We start from the raw sequence: 18,192 nt of genomic DNA, 5'->3' as shown, positions 1-18,192 counted from the left end.
CCATCACTGAAATGGGGTGTGTTATGTCTTGGTTTATCTTGTTTGTTGCCGGTGTACTTGAAGCTGGCTGGTTAATTGGCATCGAAAAATCAGCTTCTTTTAGCAAAATTCCTTATGTCATTTTCGCCGTGGCCTGTATGACCGCCAGCCTGGTGTTGTTTGGTTTATCGTTAAAAGATATACCGGCACCTACCGCTTATCTGGTGTGGCTGGCGGTGGGGGTAGTGTCTATTACGCTGATTAACCATGTGTTTTTCGACCAACTTATCACAATAAAACAACTGGGCTGTTTTGCGCTGATTATTGCCGGCGTGGTTGGCCTTAAACTAAGCCATTAACTCAGGCTTGCCATTTAACTGAGCCGCCAAAACTGTGCTGCAGCTGCAACAGGCCTTGCAGCTGCCAGGCCTGCATCTGCGCGGCATTAATACCGGCTTGGCTTAGTGGCAATTCGGCTGCGCAGTTGTCCAGGCCCACCCAGCCATTACGGCCGCTGTACTTGGCAGCATATAAACACAGATCGGCCAGTTTTAGCAGGCGCTGCCAGTGCATCGCAGACTCGCCAAGTGGTAACGGGTAACAGGCATAGCCGACAGAGCAGCTGATATGCAGTGGTTGACAGCCTGTCACCAATATTGGTGTTTGCTGCACGGCGTCGACAAAGCGCTGCGCCAGATGACTGACTTCGTCGCGGTTGATATTACGCGCTATCGCGACAAATTCTTCTCCGCCCCAGCGCACCAGATAATCCGACTGGCGGAATACCTGCTGCATAATGTGGCGTAGCTGTTTTAATACCTCATCACCGACACTATGGCCATAGCTGTCATTTAGCGACTTAAAATGGTCGAGGTCGATCATAAACAGCGCCAGCTCGCTATGTGTTGCTGGCAAACTATCATCGCTACGGTGCTGCATTCTGCGGCATTGCTCCAGCTCTGTCATGATATGGCTTTCCAGAAAATGCCGGTTATGCAGGCCGGTCAATTTATCGGTCAGGCTGACAATTTCCAGTTGCTGGTAGGCGTGCGCCAGTTCAGTATTTTTTTGTTGTAGTTGCTGAGTTCGGGTGGCAACTTCCTGCTCCAGCCGGCGGTTTTGTTGACGCTGTACATAACGCCGGTACAGCGAAATCATCAGGATAAAAGCGGCAACCAGGCCTGAGATCCAGAAGTTACGGATAAGGTGCTGCTGTTCTAACTGGGCTTGTTGCAGCTGCTGTTCATTTTGCAGCAGGTCAATCTGATATTGCTGACGGGTAAAATCGGTTTGTGCCTGAATAGCCGCAATAGTCGCGGCGCGTTTACTGTTGAAAATCTCATCGTCCAGCTGCTTTTGTCTTAACATGGCAGCTAAGGCTTCGCGCACCGCATCCAGCTTTACCAATGCTTGCACTTGCATATGCTGCAGCAGCGCTTCGTCGGCACGCTCATTGTTTTGCTGTGCCTGTTCTATCCCGGCAGTGGTATAACGCAGTGCTGTTTCAGCATTGTTTTGGCGCAGCGCCAGTTCAGCGGCCATTTTATAGGCGTCTACCAGCAGGCTTTTATAACTGTGGGCTTTAGCACGCTCTATCACGCCATCCAGTAATTGCTGTGCTTTAAGAAAATCACCCTGTTCCATTGCCAGTTTGGCAACAACAGTGCGACCCCAGTCGGTATCACGCGGGGCACCAATTTGTTCAAATAGCATCATCGCTTGCTGTGTATGCTCAGTGGCTTTAGTAAATTCGCCAAGCTCGCTGTACAGGTATCCCAGCTTGTTATGGCTGTAGGCAATATTTAATTTGTCACCGCTGGCCAGATCCAGCTGCAGGGTCTGCAGAAAATACGCCAGCGCTTTGTCTTTATCGCCTAGTACGCGGTGCAAGTCGCCCAGATTATAAATCGCGCTGGCCAAGCTACTCTGATTACCTAATTTAAAATGCAGTGCAAAACTTTGCTGATGAGCCTGTAATGCCTCTTCATACTGACCCATTTTTTCCAGTATGGTACCAATACTGCTGTAGGTGTTGGCTATCTCTGATTCGTCCTCCAATGCCTGATAGATTTGCATCGCCTGATAGACATATCGCAGCGCGCTGGCATAATCCGTCTGATAACGGTACACCATACCTAACCGGCGTATCGCGTTGGCCAACGCTATTGACTGACCATTTGGCTGTAACAGGCTGATGGCTTGCTCAAGCTGCTGCCTGGCAAGTGGGTAATTATTACGCTCCATCGCGTTATTACCCATTTGATGGTAAGCCAGTGCCTGTTGCTGAGTGTCAGCCTGCTTTGTCGCCATCGCAAGATAATCTGCAGTCAGCTTCTCCGCCTGATCCAGGTTGCCTTGCTGTCGGCTGGTTTCTATCTGACTGCGTAAAGCCGTAAAGTCGGTGTCTGCTGCCAGTGCAGTCGGGCCGGCACTGCCGACAACCAATAGTAAAATGAATAATAACTGCCACTGCATTTACTGATTAACCTGTTGAAAATACTTAAGCTGAAGCTGCTGGTACTCTTTGCTCAGCTGAAACAGTTGCAGCGCCTGATCAAAGCGCTGCACCAGCCAGGGATCGCGCCCGAGCAGATGGTAACTGTTTTTTCCAAACAGTGGCAGTTGCTGCAGGTTTTGATCACCGGGGGCGATTTGGCGGTAGTAGTATTCAAAGATATTTTTATCCATCACCAGCGCATCTATCCGGCCTTTTAACAGCATGGCTGGCAGCTGATGTTGTTCGACCACCTCAAGATAGCTGCTAAAGCGGGGTACTAATTCGGCATAAGCCGGTGGCAGAAACTGACGGGCATTTTGAAAAGCCATCACCCTGCGGCCGGTTAAATCGTCCAGTGTTTGTAGCGGCGGCTGCAGATCGCTGCGGGTAATGACCACATTTTCGTAACTGATATAGGGCAGAGTGGCATAGGTGCCATCGGGAGTGCTGCGTTGCAGCGAGGCAAAATCAGCGACACCTTGCTTAAATAATTCCAGCAGGCGGCCATTGGGGCTATGAATAAACACGGCACAGCGGTGCATTTTCAGGCTGACCTGCTGTAACAGTTCCAGCTCGTAGCCACTTTGGGTTGCCACTTCGATATAGGGAGGTTTTTCCACGCCAACAAGAAAGCTAAGCTCTGGCCACTGGCATGGTTGTGCCGGCCAGCAACAAAATAACAGCAGTGTTGTTACTGCATACTTCATTTACACTCCACTTCTGCCAGTCCAAAGCAGCCGGTTTACACGGCATGCTTTGTACTATAGCAGCTGGAGTGAAATTGGCAGCGGCGTTTCGGTACCGACGCCGCTTTTAGCTGTTGCTGTTTCTGCTCAGGGTAATTCTGGCTGTGCAGTTACCGCAGGCTTAAACAGCAGCGCCTTAATTTTGGCAAAAGGGGTCAGCACCAGCGCATTACCCAGCAGCACCAGTGCAAAGCCGCTAAAGGTGTAGCTGGTCCAGACAAAGTCTTCAAATAAAGTGCTTAATACTACTGCCACCAGCGGGAACAGCACTATGGTGTAGCTGGCTTTTTCCGGCCCCATACCTTTTAGCAGTGCAAAGTAAGTTGCAAAAGCTATCACTGAGCCAAATACCGCCAGATACAGTAAAGAAATGATATAAGCCGGCGCCGTGCTGAAGGTAAAACTGGTGCCACTGATGCCTACCATCAGCGCCAGCATAATAGTGCCATACAGCATGCCCCAGGCGTTTACCTGCGTTATGGGCAGGCCGGCACGCGAGTTGCGTACGCTGGCCATGTTACCAAGCGATGCACTGAGCGCGCTGCCCAGTACCAGTATCAGCCCGAGCAGACTGGCGTTGGTCAGGTCCAGCCCGTCTAAATCGGGCCAGAACAGCACGACAATACCGGCAATACCCATTAACGCACCAAAGTAGATGCGTTTCGCCACCGGCTTGCCGAAGAACAACCGGGTGTTAACGATGTTCATCAGCAGCATAGTGGTAAAAGCAATAGCCGTCATGGCAGAGGTCAGGTACTGCTGTGCCTGGTAAATCAGAATGTAGTTCAGGGCAAAGTTAAACAGCGCCAATAGCGCTATAAAGCCATGATCTTTCATACTAAAGCGCATCGGCAGACGCCGCCACAGGCAATAGGCCCACATCAGCAGCGCCGACAAGGCAAAACGGTAGGTCAGTGAGGCTTCTACCGCAACATCGCCAAGCTGAAACTCAATAGCGAACCAGGTAGAACCCCAGATTAAAACCGTGATTAGGTACAACAGAATGTTTTGCATAAAGGCGCCACTGCAGCAGCAAGAAAGGCGCCTATGATACGGCCTTTTTTGCTTTCTGGCAGTGGCTGGCACAACAATATTTTCGTTATAAAAACATGCCGCCTGAGGCTTCAATGCGCTGGGCGTTGATCCAGCCTGCCTGTTCGGACAATAGTAAGCTGACGACACCACCGATATCATCGGCCTGGCCAACCCGGCCCAGGGCTGTCTGGCTGGCCAGATACTGATTTACGCTATCATTGTCGCGTACCGTGCCGCCGCCAAAGTCGGTAGCAATGGCTCCGGGTGCCAACACGTTAACGCGGATGCCGCGGGGCCCAAGCTCCTTTGCCCAGTAGCGGGTCAGGGTTTCCATCGCGCTTTTCATCGCGGCATAAGCGCCATAACCTGGCACGGCAAAACGTGTTAAGCCGGTTGAAACGTTTAAAATACGGCCCTGATCGGCCAGCAATGGCAACAACTGCTGAGTCAGAAAATATGGGCCTTTTACATGTATTCTCATCAGCTGGTCAAATTGCTGCTCTGTGGTATCGGCAAAGGGCACATTGATGCCAATGCCGGCATTATTGAGCAAATAATTAAAGCTATCGCGGCCCCAATGCTGTTGTAATTGCTGTTGCACCTGGCTGGCAAAGGCAGCAAAACTGCTGCTGTCGGCTACGTCCAGCGGCAGTGCCACGGCTTTTCGGCCCAGCCATTCTATTTCGCTGACCACCGCCTGCGCTGCTGCGGCGTTTTGCTGGTAGGTCAGAATAATATCCGTGCCTTGCTGCGCCAGTGCCAGAGCGGCATTTTTGCCAAGGCCGCGGCTGCCGCCGGTGATCAGGGCGATAGGGTTAGTTGCTGTCATAGTGTGCTCCGTATTGGGTTACTCAGTTACGACGTTCAGTTTATTGGTTGTTTTTGAAGTGATAAACATGCTAGAAATGGTAAAACTGTTAAGCATTAATGGACAATGATATGCAAGACAAACTGCAGGCGTTGCAGATGTTTATCCGGGTAGTACAGCTTGGCAGCTTTACCAAAGCCGGTGCCAGCCTGGGCTTATCAAAAACCCATGTGTCTAATGTGGTGCAGCAGCTGGAGCAACATTTAGGCTGTCGTTTATTGCACCGCACTACGCGCCGTGTCAGCCTGACGCAGGATGGCCAGCTGTGCTATGACCGCAGTTTACTATTGCTCGATGAGTATCAGGAACTTGAAAACCTGTTTCAGCAGCAAAGTAGCCAGGTAAGCGGGGTGCTGCGACTAGATATGTCGACCGGTATGGCGCGGCATATATTGATGCCGCAGTTGCCTGACTTTATGCAGCAGTACCCGAATATCCGGCTGGAGGTAAGTAGCACCGACCGTAAAGTCGATTTGGTGGCAGAGGGCTTTGACTGCGTGATCCGGGTGGGCAGTGTGGGCGACGAAGGTCTGGTTGCGCGTAAACTGGCGCAGTTACCGATGCGCAATCTGGCCAGCCCGGCCTATATTGCCCGCTTTGGTATGCCACAAACATTGACCGATTTACCGCAGCACCAGTTGGTGCATTACGTCACTGTGCTGGGCCAGCAAAACAGTTACTTTGAATACAGCGTGCAGGGGCAGGAGCACAGGTTGTCGATGCCGGGCATGGTGACAGTCAATAATGCTGATGCGTACAGTGCCGCCTGTCTGGCGGGGCTGGGGATTATTCAGGCACCGGTGATTGGCGCCGCGGCTTATCTGCAAAGCGGCGCACTGCTGGATATTTTGCCGCAGTACCGCTGTGCACCTATGCCGGTGTGGTTGCTGTATCCGCACCGGCGTCATGTCAGCCGCCGGCTGCAGGTGTTTATGCAGTGGTTTGAACAGCAGCTGCAGCAGTATCTGCAAGCGTACCCGTGAGGTTGCCGGACTCAGACCGACTGACGAAACCTGGCCACATCAGCCTTGGGTGGTGCGCCAAATAGCCGGCTGTATTCACGGCTGAACTGCGACGGGCTTTCGTAACCCACTTTATAACTGGCAGTGGCGGCTTCCAAGCCTTCATACAACATGATCCTGCGCGCTTCGTTAAGGCGCAGCTGCTTTTGAAATTGCAGCGGCGACATCGACGTGACCGCTTTAAACGCCTGAAACAGTGCCGATTCACTTAAATGCGCCACATCGGCCAGCTCTTTTATGCGCAGCGGCTGGTTAAAACGCTGGCGCAGCGTATCAATAACCTTACCGATGCGGCTGGCCTGACTGTCGAGCAGCGTAAACTCGCGCAGATGGCTGCCGGCCGGCCCTAACAGTAAGCGGTAAAGCAGCTCGCGTTTTAACAGTGGGTACAGTACGGCAATATCCTGCGGCCGCTGCAACAGCGCAAAAATACGCTGAAACACCGACAGTAAGTCCAGGTCAGCATCGCCGATACTGATGCCACGGGCAGGCTGTGGCTGACGCGGCACCTTGTCGCCCAGGTCGATCACCAGCTCGGTCAGTTCGCGCAAATCCAGGCTGATACTGACACCGAGGTAAGGTTCATTGCTGCTGGCACGGATAATTTTACCACTGACCGGCAACATCACCGGTACCAGCAAATATTGCAGCGGGTTGTACTGCAGCATTTCTTCACCCAGCAGGATCTGCTTACTGCCCTGCAATAACAGGCAAAGTGTCGGCTCATATAATGTAGGGGTAGCTGATGTTGGTGCATTACTGCGGTACAGCTTTAAGCCGGGTACGCAGCTTTCATTAATACCGCTGTCCTTAAGCAGCTGCTGCACAGGCTGCAGCATTTGCTGACGTAGTACTTCGCGTTGCTCTGTCACAGGCTGCCCTCCACAGTGTTAACTGCAGCAGTATAGGCATGGCAGGCTGCTTTGCCTATGGCTGGCAGCAGCCTGTGTAGGATTAGGCAATAAGTATGGAGTTTAAGGCAGATTCCATTGCTTTAAGCGCGTGGGAACGCTTGCAAAGTCATCTGTGCTACCAGCCGCAATTGCTCACAGCTTGCGCCATTATTGGCCTGAATAGCCATACCCTGCAGCACAGTACCCAGATAACGGGCCAGGGTTTCGGCGTCGGCATCGGCAGGCAAATCGCCTTCGGTTTTTGCCCGCTCAAAGCGGTCACGTAATTTCTGTTCGCCTTCCAGCCGGCGGTTAATCAAGGCTTCTTTCACGGTGGCGGCGGCTTCACTGCACGACAATGCGCCCTGCACCACAACGCAGCCTTGTGGATGGCTCTGATCTGCCATATTCATTGCTGCGCCATATAGCATATGCTCGGCTACCTGATAGGCAGTAGGTTTTTCCAGCGCCGGTAAAAAGAAAGAACAGGGGCGGCTTTCGTACAGCTCAATCGCTTTTAAAAATAACTGTTCTTTATTACCAAAGGCAGCATACAGGCTAGGTTTGTTGATACCCATAGCTTCAGTCAGATCTGATAAAGACGTGCCGTCATAACCTTTACGCCAAAACACTTCCAGCGCTTTTTCCAGTGCGGTGTCCATATCAAAGGCACGTGGCCGTCCAACATTAGGGGTACAACTTATTGCTGACATGGTTCAGCTCCTGCATTAAAACTTGCTTATATACTAAACAGCAAAAGACCCCGTGTCTAGTAAGGGTTATATACCTTACAGTACAGAAATCTTTCCGCTAACATCTGCTAAGACCACTTATACCCCTGAGGGTTCACTGTGTTTGCCAACAATGGCCTGTGGAGTTTCAGGCAAGAATGCCCGAGCATCCGGCATTAACCCACGGCGGCACAGCGCGTAAACTAACGTCATAAGCTGGCAGTAGCCTCTGTCAGTTTGCTTGTTTTACTGCACTGCAACGGTGCTGATTCAACGTTAGAACAAATTCGTCTGTAGTATAAATAAATTTATTTACCAACCGGTACAAAAATAGGTTGACTGTTTTGTTGCGTCCTATATATTTACCGAACGGTACATAACTGGCAAGTTTTATTTGTTGCTTTTTTAGCAGCGAGAAACAAAAAAGCGTGGAGATTAACGTCATGAGTACGAAAAACACTGTAAGAACTTTTATGTTAGGAAGCGTAGCTGCCCTGGTGTTGGCTGCTTGTGGCAATCCGGAAGCGGCTGATCAGGCGCAGGCACAGGCCGCGCCTTTGGTTAGTGTGGCGCAGGTGGTATATGAGCGCGTGACTGAGTGGGATGAATTCACTGGCAGGCTGCAGGCACCGCAAACGGTAAATCTGGTACCCCGGGTATCAGGCTATATCGAGCAGATCCATTTTAGCGAAGGTGCTCTGGTACAAAAAGGTGATCTGCTGGTGCAAATAGACCCGCGGCCTTTTGCTGCCGAAGTTGCACGGTTAAAAGCCGAGCTGCAAAGCGCGAAAAGTGCCTCTGTGCTGGCTGATGCCGAATACAGCCGGGCAGAGAAACTGAGCAGCCAGCGCGCTATTTCCGCTGAAGTGCTTGATAGCCGTTTAGCGCGTAAACAGCAAACTGCAGCCACAGTGGCCTCAGTCAGTGCAGCACTGCAACGGGCTGAGCTGGATTTAAGCTACACCAGCATTCGCGCGCCGATCAGTGGCCGGGTGTCTTATGCCCAGGTCACCGCGGGTAACTACGTCAATGCCGGCCAAAGCCAGCTGACCAGCCTGGTGTCTACCGACAAAATGTATGCCTATTTCGACGTAGACGAGCAAACCTATCTGAAATATGCCCGCCTGGCACAGGACGGTAAACGTGCTGATACCCGTGATGAAGCGGCAAACCCGGTGTATATGGCACTGGCCAGCGAAACCGGCTTTAACCACATCGGCCATGTCGACTTTGTTGATAACCGCATTGATGCTCAAACCGGCACTATCCGCATCCGTGCCAGTTTTGCCAATGCTGAAAACGACCTGCTACCCGGGCTATTTGCCCGTATCCGCCTGGTCGGCAGTGACAGCTACGACGGTGTGCTGATTGATGAGAAAGCGGTTGGTACTGACTTAAACAACAAGTTTGTGCTGGTAGTAAATGCCAGTAACCAACTGGAATACCGTGCCATTACGCTGGGCGAGAAAGTAAACGGCCTGCGTATTGTGACTGACGGCCTGGCGGCGACAGACAAAATTGTCGTTAACGGCTTACAGCGCGTGCGGCCAAATATGCAGATCGAACCGAAACTGGTTGAGATGGCCAGTAGCGAGCAACTGGTAAAGCTGCGCAGTGAGCAGCAGCAGTTGGATCAAACCAGCAATGCACTGACTGCACAGACAGACAGCACGAAAGACCGCGGTTAAGGAGACACCCATGTTATCGCAATTTTTTATCCGGCGGCCGATTTTCGCCGCTGTTATCTCACTGCTGTTCTTTATCACCGGTGCGATAGCAGTGTGGCAGCTGCCGATCACTGAGTATCCGGAAGTGGTGCCACCGACTGTGGTGGTTACAGCGAACTATCCGGGCGCTAACCCGAAAGTTATTGCTGAAACGGTGGCCTCGCCACTGGAGCAGGAAATTAACGGCGTCGAAAGCATGCTGTATATGTCATCGCAAGCCACCTCTGATGGCCGTATGACATTAACAGTAACCTTTGCTATCGGTACTGATGTCGACCTGGCGCAAACGCAGGTGCAGGCGCGGGTAGACCGCGCTATGCCAAGGCTGCCACAGGAAGTACAGCGCTTAGGTGTCGTCACTGAAAAATCATCACCGGATTTAACCATGGTGGTGCATTTAACCTCGCCTGACGAGCGTTACGACATGCTGTATCTGTCGAACTATGCAGCGCTGAATGTGAAAGACGAACTGGCACGTATCGAAGGTGTCGGTGCAGTGCGGCTGTTTGGTGCCGGTGAATACAGTATGCGCGTCTGGCTCGACCCGAACAAAGTGTCAGCACTGGGGTTGTCGCCATCACAAATTACTGCTGCTATTCGCGAGCAAAACCAGCAAGCGGCAGCCGGTAGTTTGGGTGCACAGCCAAGTGGCGAAGCAGAGTTTCAACTGCTGATTAACGTTAAAGGCCGCTTAGCCGCGGTGGAAGAGTTTGAAAATATTATTATCAAAGTTGGCGCTAACGGTGAAGTCAGCCGGTTAAAAGATGTGGCCCGGGTTGAGCTGGGTGCGTCTACCTATGCACTGCGTTCACTGCTGAACAACAAAGATGCGGTGGCTATTCCGGTGTTTCAGGCGTCAGGTTCTAATGCTATTCAAATTTCGGATGATGTACGCGCCAAAATGGCCGAGCTGGCAAAAAGCTTCCCTGATGGCCTGGCTTACGACATCGTGTACGACCCAACGGTATTCGTGCGTGGTTCGATTGAAGCGGTAGTAAAAACCCTGCTGGAAGCGGTATTGCTGGTGGTATTAGTGGTGGTGCTGTTCCTGCAAACCTGGCGCGCGTCTATTATTCCGCTGGTGGCAGTACCTGTGTCGCTGGTCGGTACCTTTGCCTTTATGCAAATGCTGGGCTTTTCGCTTAACGCGCTGTCGTTGTTTGGTTTAGTACTGGCCATCGGTATCGTGGTTGACGACGCCATCGTGGTGGTGGAGAACGTCGAGCGTAATATCAGTGAAGGCTTATCGCCGATTGCGGCAACGCAAAAAGCGATGAAAGAAGTAACAGGCCCGATTGTCGCTACTACGCTGGTGCTGGCTGCGGTGTTTATTCCTACCGCCTTTATGTCGGGCTTAACCGGGCAGTTTTATAAGCAGTTTGCTTTAACCATTACGATTTCAACCTTTATCTCGGCCATTAACTCGTTAACGCTAAGCCCGGCGCTGTCGGCCCTGCTGTTAAAAGGCCATGGCGAGAAAAAAGATGCCCTGACACGCGGTATGGACAAGCTGTTTGGCGGCTGGTTATTTGGCCCCTTTAACCGCTTCTTTGCCCGTTTATCAGAAGGTTATGGCTATCTGGTGAAAAAAGTCATCCGCTACGGTGCCATCGTCGGCGTGATGTATGTTGCGCTGGTGGGCTTAACCGGCCTGCAGTTTGCGACTACACCAACCGGTTATGTACCGGGGCAGGATAAGCAGTACTTAGTAGCATTTGCCCAGTTACCGGATGCGTCATCACTGGAGCGTACTGATGCGGTAATCAAAGAAATGTCGGCCATTGCGCTGGCGCACCCTGGCGTGGCGAACTCTATTGCCTTCCCTGGCCTGAGCATCAACGGTTTTACCAACAGCCCGAACAGCGGCATTGTGTTTGTCGGCCTAGACGGCTTTGATGAACGTGGCTCGGCCGAGTTATCCGGTAATGCCATTGCTGCGGCGCTGAACCAGAAGTTCGCCGGTATTGAAGATGCCTTTATCGCTATCTTCCCGCCGCCACCGGTACAGGGGCTGGGCACCATTGGTGGTTTCAGGCTGCAAATTCAGGACCGCGGTAATCACGGTTATGAAGAGCTGTACAAAGTGACGATGGAAGTAATGATGAAAGCCTGGCAAACGCCTGAGCTGGCCGGCATTTTCTCCAGCTATCAGGTGAATGTACCGCAGCTGGATCTGGACTTTGACCGCACCAAAGCCAAGCAGCAGGGCGTGGCGATGGATGAAGTATTCCAGACACTGCAGGCGTATATGGGCTCGGTGTATGTTAATGACTTCAACCAGTTTGGCCGTACCTATCAGGTGAATATGCAGGCCGATGAGCAGTTCCGCCAAACGCCAGAGCAAATTGGCCAGTTAAAAGTGCGCAATAACCAAGGTGAGATGACCCCACTGGGTTCGTTTATTAACGTAACCAATACCGCAGGGCCGGACCGGGTAATGCACTACAACGGCTTTACCACCGCTGAGATTAACGGTGGCCCAGCGCCAGGTTACAGCACCGGTGAAGCTCAGGCAGCGATTGAGAAGATCCTGGCTGAAACCCTGCCAAACGGCATGACTTATGAGTGGACAGAACTGACCTATCAGCAAATTCTGGCTGGTAACGCCGGCATGTTTATCTACCCGCTGGTGATCCTGCTGGTGTTTATGGTGCTGGCCGCACAGTACGAAAGCTTAAGCTTACCGCTGGCGATCATTCTGATCATCCCGATGACGCTGTTATCGGCGCTCAGTGGCGTGCTGATTTACGGTGGTGACAATAACATTTTCACCCAGATTGGTCTGATAGTGCTGGTGGGCCTGGCAACGAAGAACGCCATTCTGATTGTCGAGTTTGCCAAAGAGTTGCAAGACCATGGCATGACCGCGATGGAAGCGATACTGGAAGCCGGCCGCTTACGGTTACGGCCAATCCTGATGACGTCTATCGCCTTTATCATGGGGGTGGTGCCAATGGTGTTCTCCAGCGGTGCCGGTGCCGAAATGCGTCAGGCCATGGGTGTGGCAGTGTTCGCTGGCATGATAGGCGTAACGGTATTTGGTTTAATTTTAACACCGCTGTTTTACTACATGCTGGCCAAACGTGGTGAAAATAAAGCCCGTCAGCCTGCAACAGAGCAAGCAACAGCGGTGACAAGTTCAGTGGAGGGCTCTCATGCGTAAGCCAATGAAAATATCGGCCATCGCCATACTGGTAGCGTCATTAACCGCCTGTGCCGTTGGCCCGGATTATCAGACACCGCTACAGGTAGCAGATATCAGTATCGAGGCGCCGTATCAGCAGGCCGAGCTGGCGCAAAGCTGGTGGCAGGCGTTTGACGACGTGGCGTTAAACAAGCTGATTGAACGCGCATTACAGGAAAACCGTACACTGGCACAGGCCCGTGCTAACGTTGACCGGGCTTATGCGGTGTTCCGCGATGCGAACAACGACTTTCTGCCCAAAGGCACACTGGACGCTGGCTACCAGGCCAGCGAGAACGGCACAGTGTCACCGGCAGATGACGGCGTGATCACCCGCGGTTACAGTACCGGCGCTACACTAAGCTGGGACCTGGATCTGTTTGGTAAAATCCGCCGTGCGACAGAAGCCGCCCAGGCCCAGGCCGAGCAGGCCGATATTCTGTGGCACGACGCTCAGGTACAGCTAATCAGCCAGGTTGCCACCAATTATGGTGAATACCGTGGTGCCCAGCTTCGGCTGGTGGTAGCAGAGCAAAACCTGCAAAACCTGCAGCAAAGCCGCGCCATCGTACTGGCAAGGTTAGAAGCAGGCATGGCCTCTGAGCTGGAGCTGGCGCAAATTGATGCCCAGTTACACCAGGTACATGCTGCGGTGCCGGCATACCGGGTGGCGCTGTTAACCGCCGATGCTACCTTGTCAGCATTACTGGCGCAAAAACCCGGCCAGTTAAAGCTGGGCGCAGTACCGCACTTGCCCGAGCTGAAACAACCGGTGGCGATAGCCGAAGGTGAAAACTACCTGCGTTACCGCGCCGATGTTGCTGCCAGCGAACGCCAGTTGGCCGCCCGCACCGCTGAAATTGGCGTAGCAACGGCAGATCTGTACCCGAACCTGTCAGTACGTGGTTTCCTGGGCTTTATGTCAGGCCCAGGTTTAACGCTGGGTAGCGATACGCAAAGCTGGTCAGTGGCGCCGGCCCTTAGCTGGCAGGCTGCCGATTTAGGCTCTGTTAAAGCCCGCATCCGTCAGGCTGAAGCCAGCAGCCAAATGGCACTGGCCAATTTCGAGCAGCAGGTGTTTAACGCGCTGAACGAAATGCAGTTATCGCTTAGCAGCTATAACCTCAGCCGCGAGCAGCAACTGAGTACAGAATTGCAGTGGCAGGCCAGTAACAAAGCGGTGCAAATTGCCCGCGAGCGTTACAACGCAGGCAGCGGTGAGTTTTTAGACTTACTCGACGCCGAGCGCGAACTGCTGCGCGCGCGCGACCAGCTGGCACAACTGCAACAGCAAAGCTTTACCCGGCTAGTCAGCATCTACCGCAGTTTTGGTGGCGGGATACAGTTGATTTAGTTTTGGTTAGAAATGAAAAAGCCGGGCTTGCCCGGCTTTTTATCGTTTGCTGTGAGCGAATACCGGATGTCAACGCCGCCAGCACGCGCGGCTTTGTCGCGAAGGCAAAGCTGTAACGAAAAAGACGTCGCTTTGACTGGCTTTGTTATGAGCATTTTCCGCTAGGCTGCTGCAGGCTTATCAAGTAGTGCTTTCAAGCTTGCAACTAGTCCTGTAAAGTCAATATTCTCCAATAGATCGTCTACCAAGTTATTTATAAATGATTCCTCTGATATCCCCCTCGATTCGAAATCCTTTTTCAGCCCAAAATAAAATTTCTTGTCTGCTTGTTTTGGCTTAGTGGTATATCTTTTGTGGTGCTCCATAACTAGTGTATCCAGAGAATTGATAGTAAAGTATTTATCGTTTAGAACCTTTTTCAGATTGGGGTTGCTTCGTTCGACAGCCACTTCGTATAGGTACTTTTCTATGCTTTTTATGGGCAAGAATAATTTCTTTATATCTTTGAAGTCAGCAGAAACATTATTTTTAATATCGCCATCAAGAACGCTAATTATTTGTTTGCCCAACCCCAAGACATTCCATCGTAACAGTTCCCTATGAAGAATTAATACATTCTCCCAACCGCCTACAGGCACTACGTGTATTAATCGGCTACTTGTTAATCTATTTGTTAGTAATATTTTGTCGATAATTGCCTTTGCCAAAACATCTTCTGTTAGAAGAAGGAAATCAAATCCATCGTGACTGTATACATCTCTTATTAGATAGCTAGGATAGCAGTGAGATTGAAGCGATATTACCCCTGAATTGTTTTCTATTTTTAATAAGTTGCTCGGTTTTAATTTTCTAATAACTTCTGGCGAGTGGGTTGTAAGTATAACCACCAAGTTATTATTTTCATTCGCAAGATCGTTTAAAAGATCTAACAACCGGCTTACCGCTATAGGGTGTAGGGCCAATTCTATTTCATCGATAAGAACAAGTATTTTCTGATCTTTGCTTAAAGATTTCCTTACTATTGAGTTATACACAAAGTGTAACAGCGAAAGAAGAAGACACTCACCAGAACTCATTCGATACTGACTGATTAGGGAACCATTTACTTCGTTGAAATATGGTGCATTCTTCAATCCTAGATCTTTTGTTATATGTCTATTTTTTATTCTTTTCAAGTTTCTGTAGTGGTCATGGTTGCCATGAAGAATAAAACTCATTTTCTCCATTATATAATCATCAGAGTCAACTATATCTGTTAATTTCAAATCGCCACGTTCAAGTAGTGAATCAATTTTTCTTGAGTCATTAAATCTTGTCCCGTAAAAAAGACTACCTTCATACAATCCATTAAATTTAGTAGCGTTTCTATGGTCATCACATTGCCAAAATAAACCTGAATTTCTAGAAACGCATGTCCACTTGTCCACTTTACCTCTGTACTCATACTCAATAGACGAGCTATCAAATCTATAATCTTCTTTTTGTAGGATGCTAAGGTGATGCCTGGAAATTAGCTGGGCAAGTGAAAGAAGGACTGTACTTTTTCCACAACCGTTATTTCCAACGATGCCGTAAACACCTTTTTCAAGAGGAATTTCAAGTTCAGCAGAAACTATATGTTTAATGTTGTTTATTTTTAAATTAATACTATCCATCGCAACAGCATTCCTCTATTAATTTATTACTTTTTAGTGATTTGTGTAGTAAGACAAAAGCGCATAACGCTTGTTCGGCGGAAAGTTCCGTATTTAAACAAGGAACTTTTCGCCTTTGCAAATTGAACGTGTAGAGCACTACATCGCTTTTTTATAACTCACAACAAGTTATAGGTACAACTGATATTTGCGTTTGCTACAAATACGGATTAATCCGTCTAATATGAGTTGATAATGCCTTAATGAGAATAGGGTATTTATACAGTGCCTAAGAGTCCGCTTTGGCACAAAGTGGACTCTTAGGTTAAATGTCTTTTTCTGGAAAATGGTCGGAGCGCTTTTCGAGAAAATAAACTCTGACGCGGTTTCATGCCGTCTGACACCGCCATAGCTGGCAGCCGGAACCTTACCCAAGCTGCCAGGTACTGATAAGCGCGGCGTTGTCAGGCTTCTTTGTTAAAGCTAACCGGTTCTTTATCCAGTTGGCGAATAACTACAGTACCTGCCAACTTGTCGTGAAACCCTTGCTTGCGCTTGTCTATGCCTATCCAGATATAGCCCAACAATAGCGGAATGGCCGCCACAATATAGGCGAAGTATCTGCCAACAGCCTGACCTAAAGACAGCTTGTTTCCGGTGTTTGCATCGACTATTTTCAGCCGTAATGCCATTTTCCCTGGAGTGCCGAAAAACCGCAGCCAGAACCAAATCGTGGCAGCAAAAGGCAGAATATAGCTAAAAAACAAGTCCCAGAAGCCATGATACATCTGATCTGCAGTCCAGTATGTCTCGCCATAAATAAGCGTTAGCGGAAGCCCGAACACAATTAACATTACAACCATATCAATCAGAACTGCGCCAACACGGATCCAAAAACCTGCGTACTCTTGATTTTCCATTAACCTGATACTCCATTGCTGATTTGTCAGGGGGCTTAACGGCCAAATTTAGCGCGCTATGTCGCTTATTGCTTGAGGTTTAGGTCGCAAAAGGCCGTCTTTGTAAATTTGATGTGTATGACATTACATCGGTTTTATCATACGTACAATGGGTTATGGGTACAGAGTGGTTTTATCGTCGCGGAAGACACCAAAAAATCCGTTTAAACAGATTTTTTGGTGTGTTTTTCTGCTGTGCAGGCTGTTTAGTCAGCTTTAAGTTTATTGATGAAGGTTTGATGCAGTGCATCGTTTTTATCTAAAAACTTTTCATCCAGTAAATGACCCAAGCCTTCATAATACAAATGCTCGCACTGGTTTTCGTGCCGGGCGTTCATCTTTTCGCACACCTCTGTGGCCATCTGCGGTGCTGGCCATATTTCATCGTTTTCGCCTGACAGTAACACCACTTTGCCTTTGATATTGGTCACGGCGATATCGGCGTGACCGCCATCTACCCGGTTAGCGAGTGACTGGCTGTATAAATCGCGTAAACCCTCTACCGGGCCGGATGGGTTAAACGGCACATGGGTTAGCTCTTGGCCTTGCTCGGTCCAGCTTGAGGCTGGCACTTTGGTCCAGTCTTTTAAAATGCCGGCCCACACTACTGAACTGGGTGCTATGGCGACGACTTTGGAAACCTGCTGATCCTTTGATGCTAACAGCAGTGCCAGTTCCGCCCCTTTAGACCAGCCGACAATCATTAACTGTTCTTGCTTAACATTCGGTTGGCTTTGTAGCCAGGTTTTGGCCTTAGCAAAGTACTCCAGCGGAATTTTCTCCAGCTCTGGCGGTAAGCCATCGGCGTTAAAGTACGCCAGCGCCAGTGTTGGGTAGCCTGCGTCAACAACAGGTTGTGCCAACTGCTCGGGTAGACCGCCTTCAGCGCCACCGAGTACCAGCACCGCCACCTGCGGCTCAGTTGATGTGGTAGGGTAGTAATGGCCGACAAAACCGTGTTGTTCGGCGTTTAACAGGGTAGTGGCGGCATTTACGCCACCAGCTAGTAACAGGCAGCCAGCTAAGCTGGCTTTGACGATAGTTTTTAGCATGTTATTTCCTGTCTCGTAAAATGGTGAATGGCTGCTCAGGCATCGTGGCGGCTGATGATCTTGTAGCCTTTAGCTTCATAGTCATTAATGCACTGCTGGAATTTGTTTTGTAGTTTAATTTCGTCAAAAAAGCCCAGTGAATACGCATCACATTTCACTTTCAGCTTTTCGCTGTTTTCCAGCACTGCCACCATCTTTAACTCGGCAAAACCAAGCTTATAAGCTAGATCAGTAAACTGAGTGTACAGCACGGCAACCACAGCGATAACGAAAGCGGCAGAGAGTAGTTTTTTCATTTTTTATTCCTTTAAGTGAATTAGTTGATATGAATCAAGCAATTACCAGGCCAATTATTCAAACCCAGAAAACACAGGGGCTGCGACGCTGTGGCAAAAAAGCTGAATTTTGGTTTTGACCAATAGATAGCAAAAGTACCAAAACATCGGTTAAAACAACATGCTTACAGCACAGCGCAATTACGGCTACGTTTACAGGTAAAATAATACTGCTT

General features: G+C 50.1%; 15 protein-coding genes. 5 read left to right on the top strand and 10 right to left on the bottom strand.

Annotation, left to right across the window (positions count from 1 at the left end; all coding sequences use genetic code 11):
* The first annotated feature begins 23 nt into the window (after positions 1-23).
* Positions 24-338, top strand: a complete 315-nt coding sequence (locus tag LHL18_RS16155; protein ID WP_226767833.1) for a DMT family transporter — start codon at positions 24-26, stop codon at positions 336-338.
* 1 nt (position 339) lies between these two features.
* Here the strand turns inward: LHL18_RS16155 and LHL18_RS16150 are convergent, their stop codons facing one another.
* From LHL18_RS16150 to LHL18_RS16135, 4 genes are all read right to left on the bottom strand, one after another.
* Entirely contained in the window at positions 340-2,454 is a 2,115-nt protein-coding gene (locus LHL18_RS16150) for a GGDEF domain-containing protein (protein WP_226767832.1), read from the bottom strand.
* Positions 2,455-3,183 (bottom strand): substrate-binding periplasmic protein, encoded by a 729-nt coding sequence (locus LHL18_RS16145; protein WP_226767831.1) that lies wholly within the window; start codon positions 3,181-3,183, stop codon positions 2,455-2,457.
* A gap of 126 nt (positions 3,184-3,309) precedes the next feature.
* Positions 3,310-4,236, bottom strand: coding sequence for a DMT family transporter (locus LHL18_RS16140; protein WP_226767830.1), 927 nt, complete (start codon positions 4,234-4,236; stop codon positions 3,310-3,312).
* An 85-nt stretch (positions 4,237-4,321) separates the two neighbouring features.
* Positions 4,322-5,086 carry an SDR family NAD(P)-dependent oxidoreductase gene (locus LHL18_RS16135; RefSeq protein ID WP_226767829.1) on the bottom strand — a complete coding sequence of 255 codons (765 nt, stop codon included), beginning with the start codon at positions 5,084-5,086 and terminating at the stop codon, positions 4,322-4,324.
* Between the two features lie 110 nt (positions 5,087-5,196).
* Here LHL18_RS16135 and LHL18_RS16130 point away from each other — a divergent pair, with 110 nt between their 5' ends.
* On the top strand, positions 5,197-6,108 hold the full coding sequence (locus LHL18_RS16130) for a LysR family transcriptional regulator (RefSeq protein ID WP_226767828.1): 912 nt from the start codon (positions 5,197-5,199) through the stop codon (positions 6,106-6,108).
* A gap of 11 nt (positions 6,109-6,119) precedes the next feature.
* Here the strand turns inward: LHL18_RS16130 and LHL18_RS16125 are convergent, their stop codons facing one another.
* Together LHL18_RS16125 and LHL18_RS16120 are read right to left on the bottom strand one after the other, a co-directional pair.
* Complete coding sequence (locus tag LHL18_RS16125; protein ID WP_226767827.1) at positions 6,120-7,019, bottom strand: AraC family transcriptional regulator; 900 nt, start codon at positions 7,017-7,019, stop codon at positions 6,120-6,122.
* Between the two features lie 122 nt (positions 7,020-7,141).
* On the bottom strand, positions 7,142-7,753 hold the full coding sequence (locus LHL18_RS16120) for a TetR/AcrR family transcriptional regulator (protein ID WP_134058014.1): 612 nt from the start codon (positions 7,751-7,753) through the stop codon (positions 7,142-7,144).
* 491 nt (positions 7,754-8,244) lie between these two features.
* Between LHL18_RS16120 and LHL18_RS16115 the strand changes: the two genes are divergently transcribed.
* From LHL18_RS16115 to LHL18_RS16105, 3 genes are read left to right on the top strand one after another with little or no spacing between them, the layout of a single operon-like run.
* Entirely contained in the window at positions 8,245-9,459 is a 1,215-nt protein-coding gene (locus LHL18_RS16115; RefSeq protein WP_226767826.1) for an efflux RND transporter periplasmic adaptor subunit, read from the top strand.
* A 10-nt stretch (positions 9,460-9,469) separates the two neighbouring features.
* The gene (locus LHL18_RS16110; RefSeq protein WP_226767825.1) at positions 9,470-12,661 is read left to right on the top strand and encodes an efflux RND transporter permease subunit; all 3,192 of its coding nucleotides are present in this window, start codon (positions 9,470-9,472) and stop codon (positions 12,659-12,661) included.
* The gene (locus tag LHL18_RS16105) at positions 12,654-14,036 is read left to right on the top strand and encodes an efflux transporter outer membrane subunit (RefSeq protein ID WP_226767824.1); all 1,383 of its coding nucleotides are present in this window, start codon (positions 12,654-12,656) and stop codon (positions 14,034-14,036) included. The genes LHL18_RS16110 and LHL18_RS16105 overlap by 8 nt, the downstream gene beginning before the upstream one ends.
* A gap of 161 nt (positions 14,037-14,197) precedes the next feature.
* Here the strand turns inward: LHL18_RS16105 and LHL18_RS16100 are convergent, their stop codons facing one another.
* The 4 genes from LHL18_RS16100 to LHL18_RS16085 all read right to left on the bottom strand — a co-directional run bounded on the left by LHL18_RS16100 (position 14,198) and on the right by LHL18_RS16085 (position 17,977).
* Entirely contained in the window at positions 14,198-15,691 is a 1,494-nt protein-coding gene (locus LHL18_RS16100; RefSeq protein ID WP_226767823.1) for an ATP-dependent nuclease, read from the bottom strand.
* 443 nt (positions 15,692-16,134) lie between these two features.
* On the bottom strand, positions 16,135-16,590 hold the full coding sequence (locus LHL18_RS16095) for an RDD family protein (protein WP_226767822.1): 456 nt from the start codon (positions 16,588-16,590) through the stop codon (positions 16,135-16,137).
* Positions 16,591-16,835: 245 nt separating this feature from the next.
* On the bottom strand, positions 16,836-17,681 hold the full coding sequence (locus tag LHL18_RS16090; RefSeq protein WP_226767821.1) for an acyl-CoA thioester hydrolase/BAAT C-terminal domain-containing protein: 846 nt from the start codon (positions 17,679-17,681) through the stop codon (positions 16,836-16,838).
* Positions 17,682-17,716: 35 nt separating this feature from the next.
* Entirely contained in the window at positions 17,717-17,977 is a 261-nt protein-coding gene (locus LHL18_RS16085) for a hypothetical protein (protein ID WP_226767820.1), read from the bottom strand.
* Positions 17,978-18,192 lie beyond the last annotated feature (215 nt).

It is taken from the genome of Rheinheimera aquimaris (genome assembly GCF_020531985.1).
GTDB lineage: Bacteria > Pseudomonadota > Gammaproteobacteria > Enterobacterales > Alteromonadaceae > Alishewanella > Alishewanella aquimaris.
The sequence above is the reverse complement of the archived record's forward strand: the minus strand, read 5'-3'. Positions and strand labels throughout refer to the sequence as shown.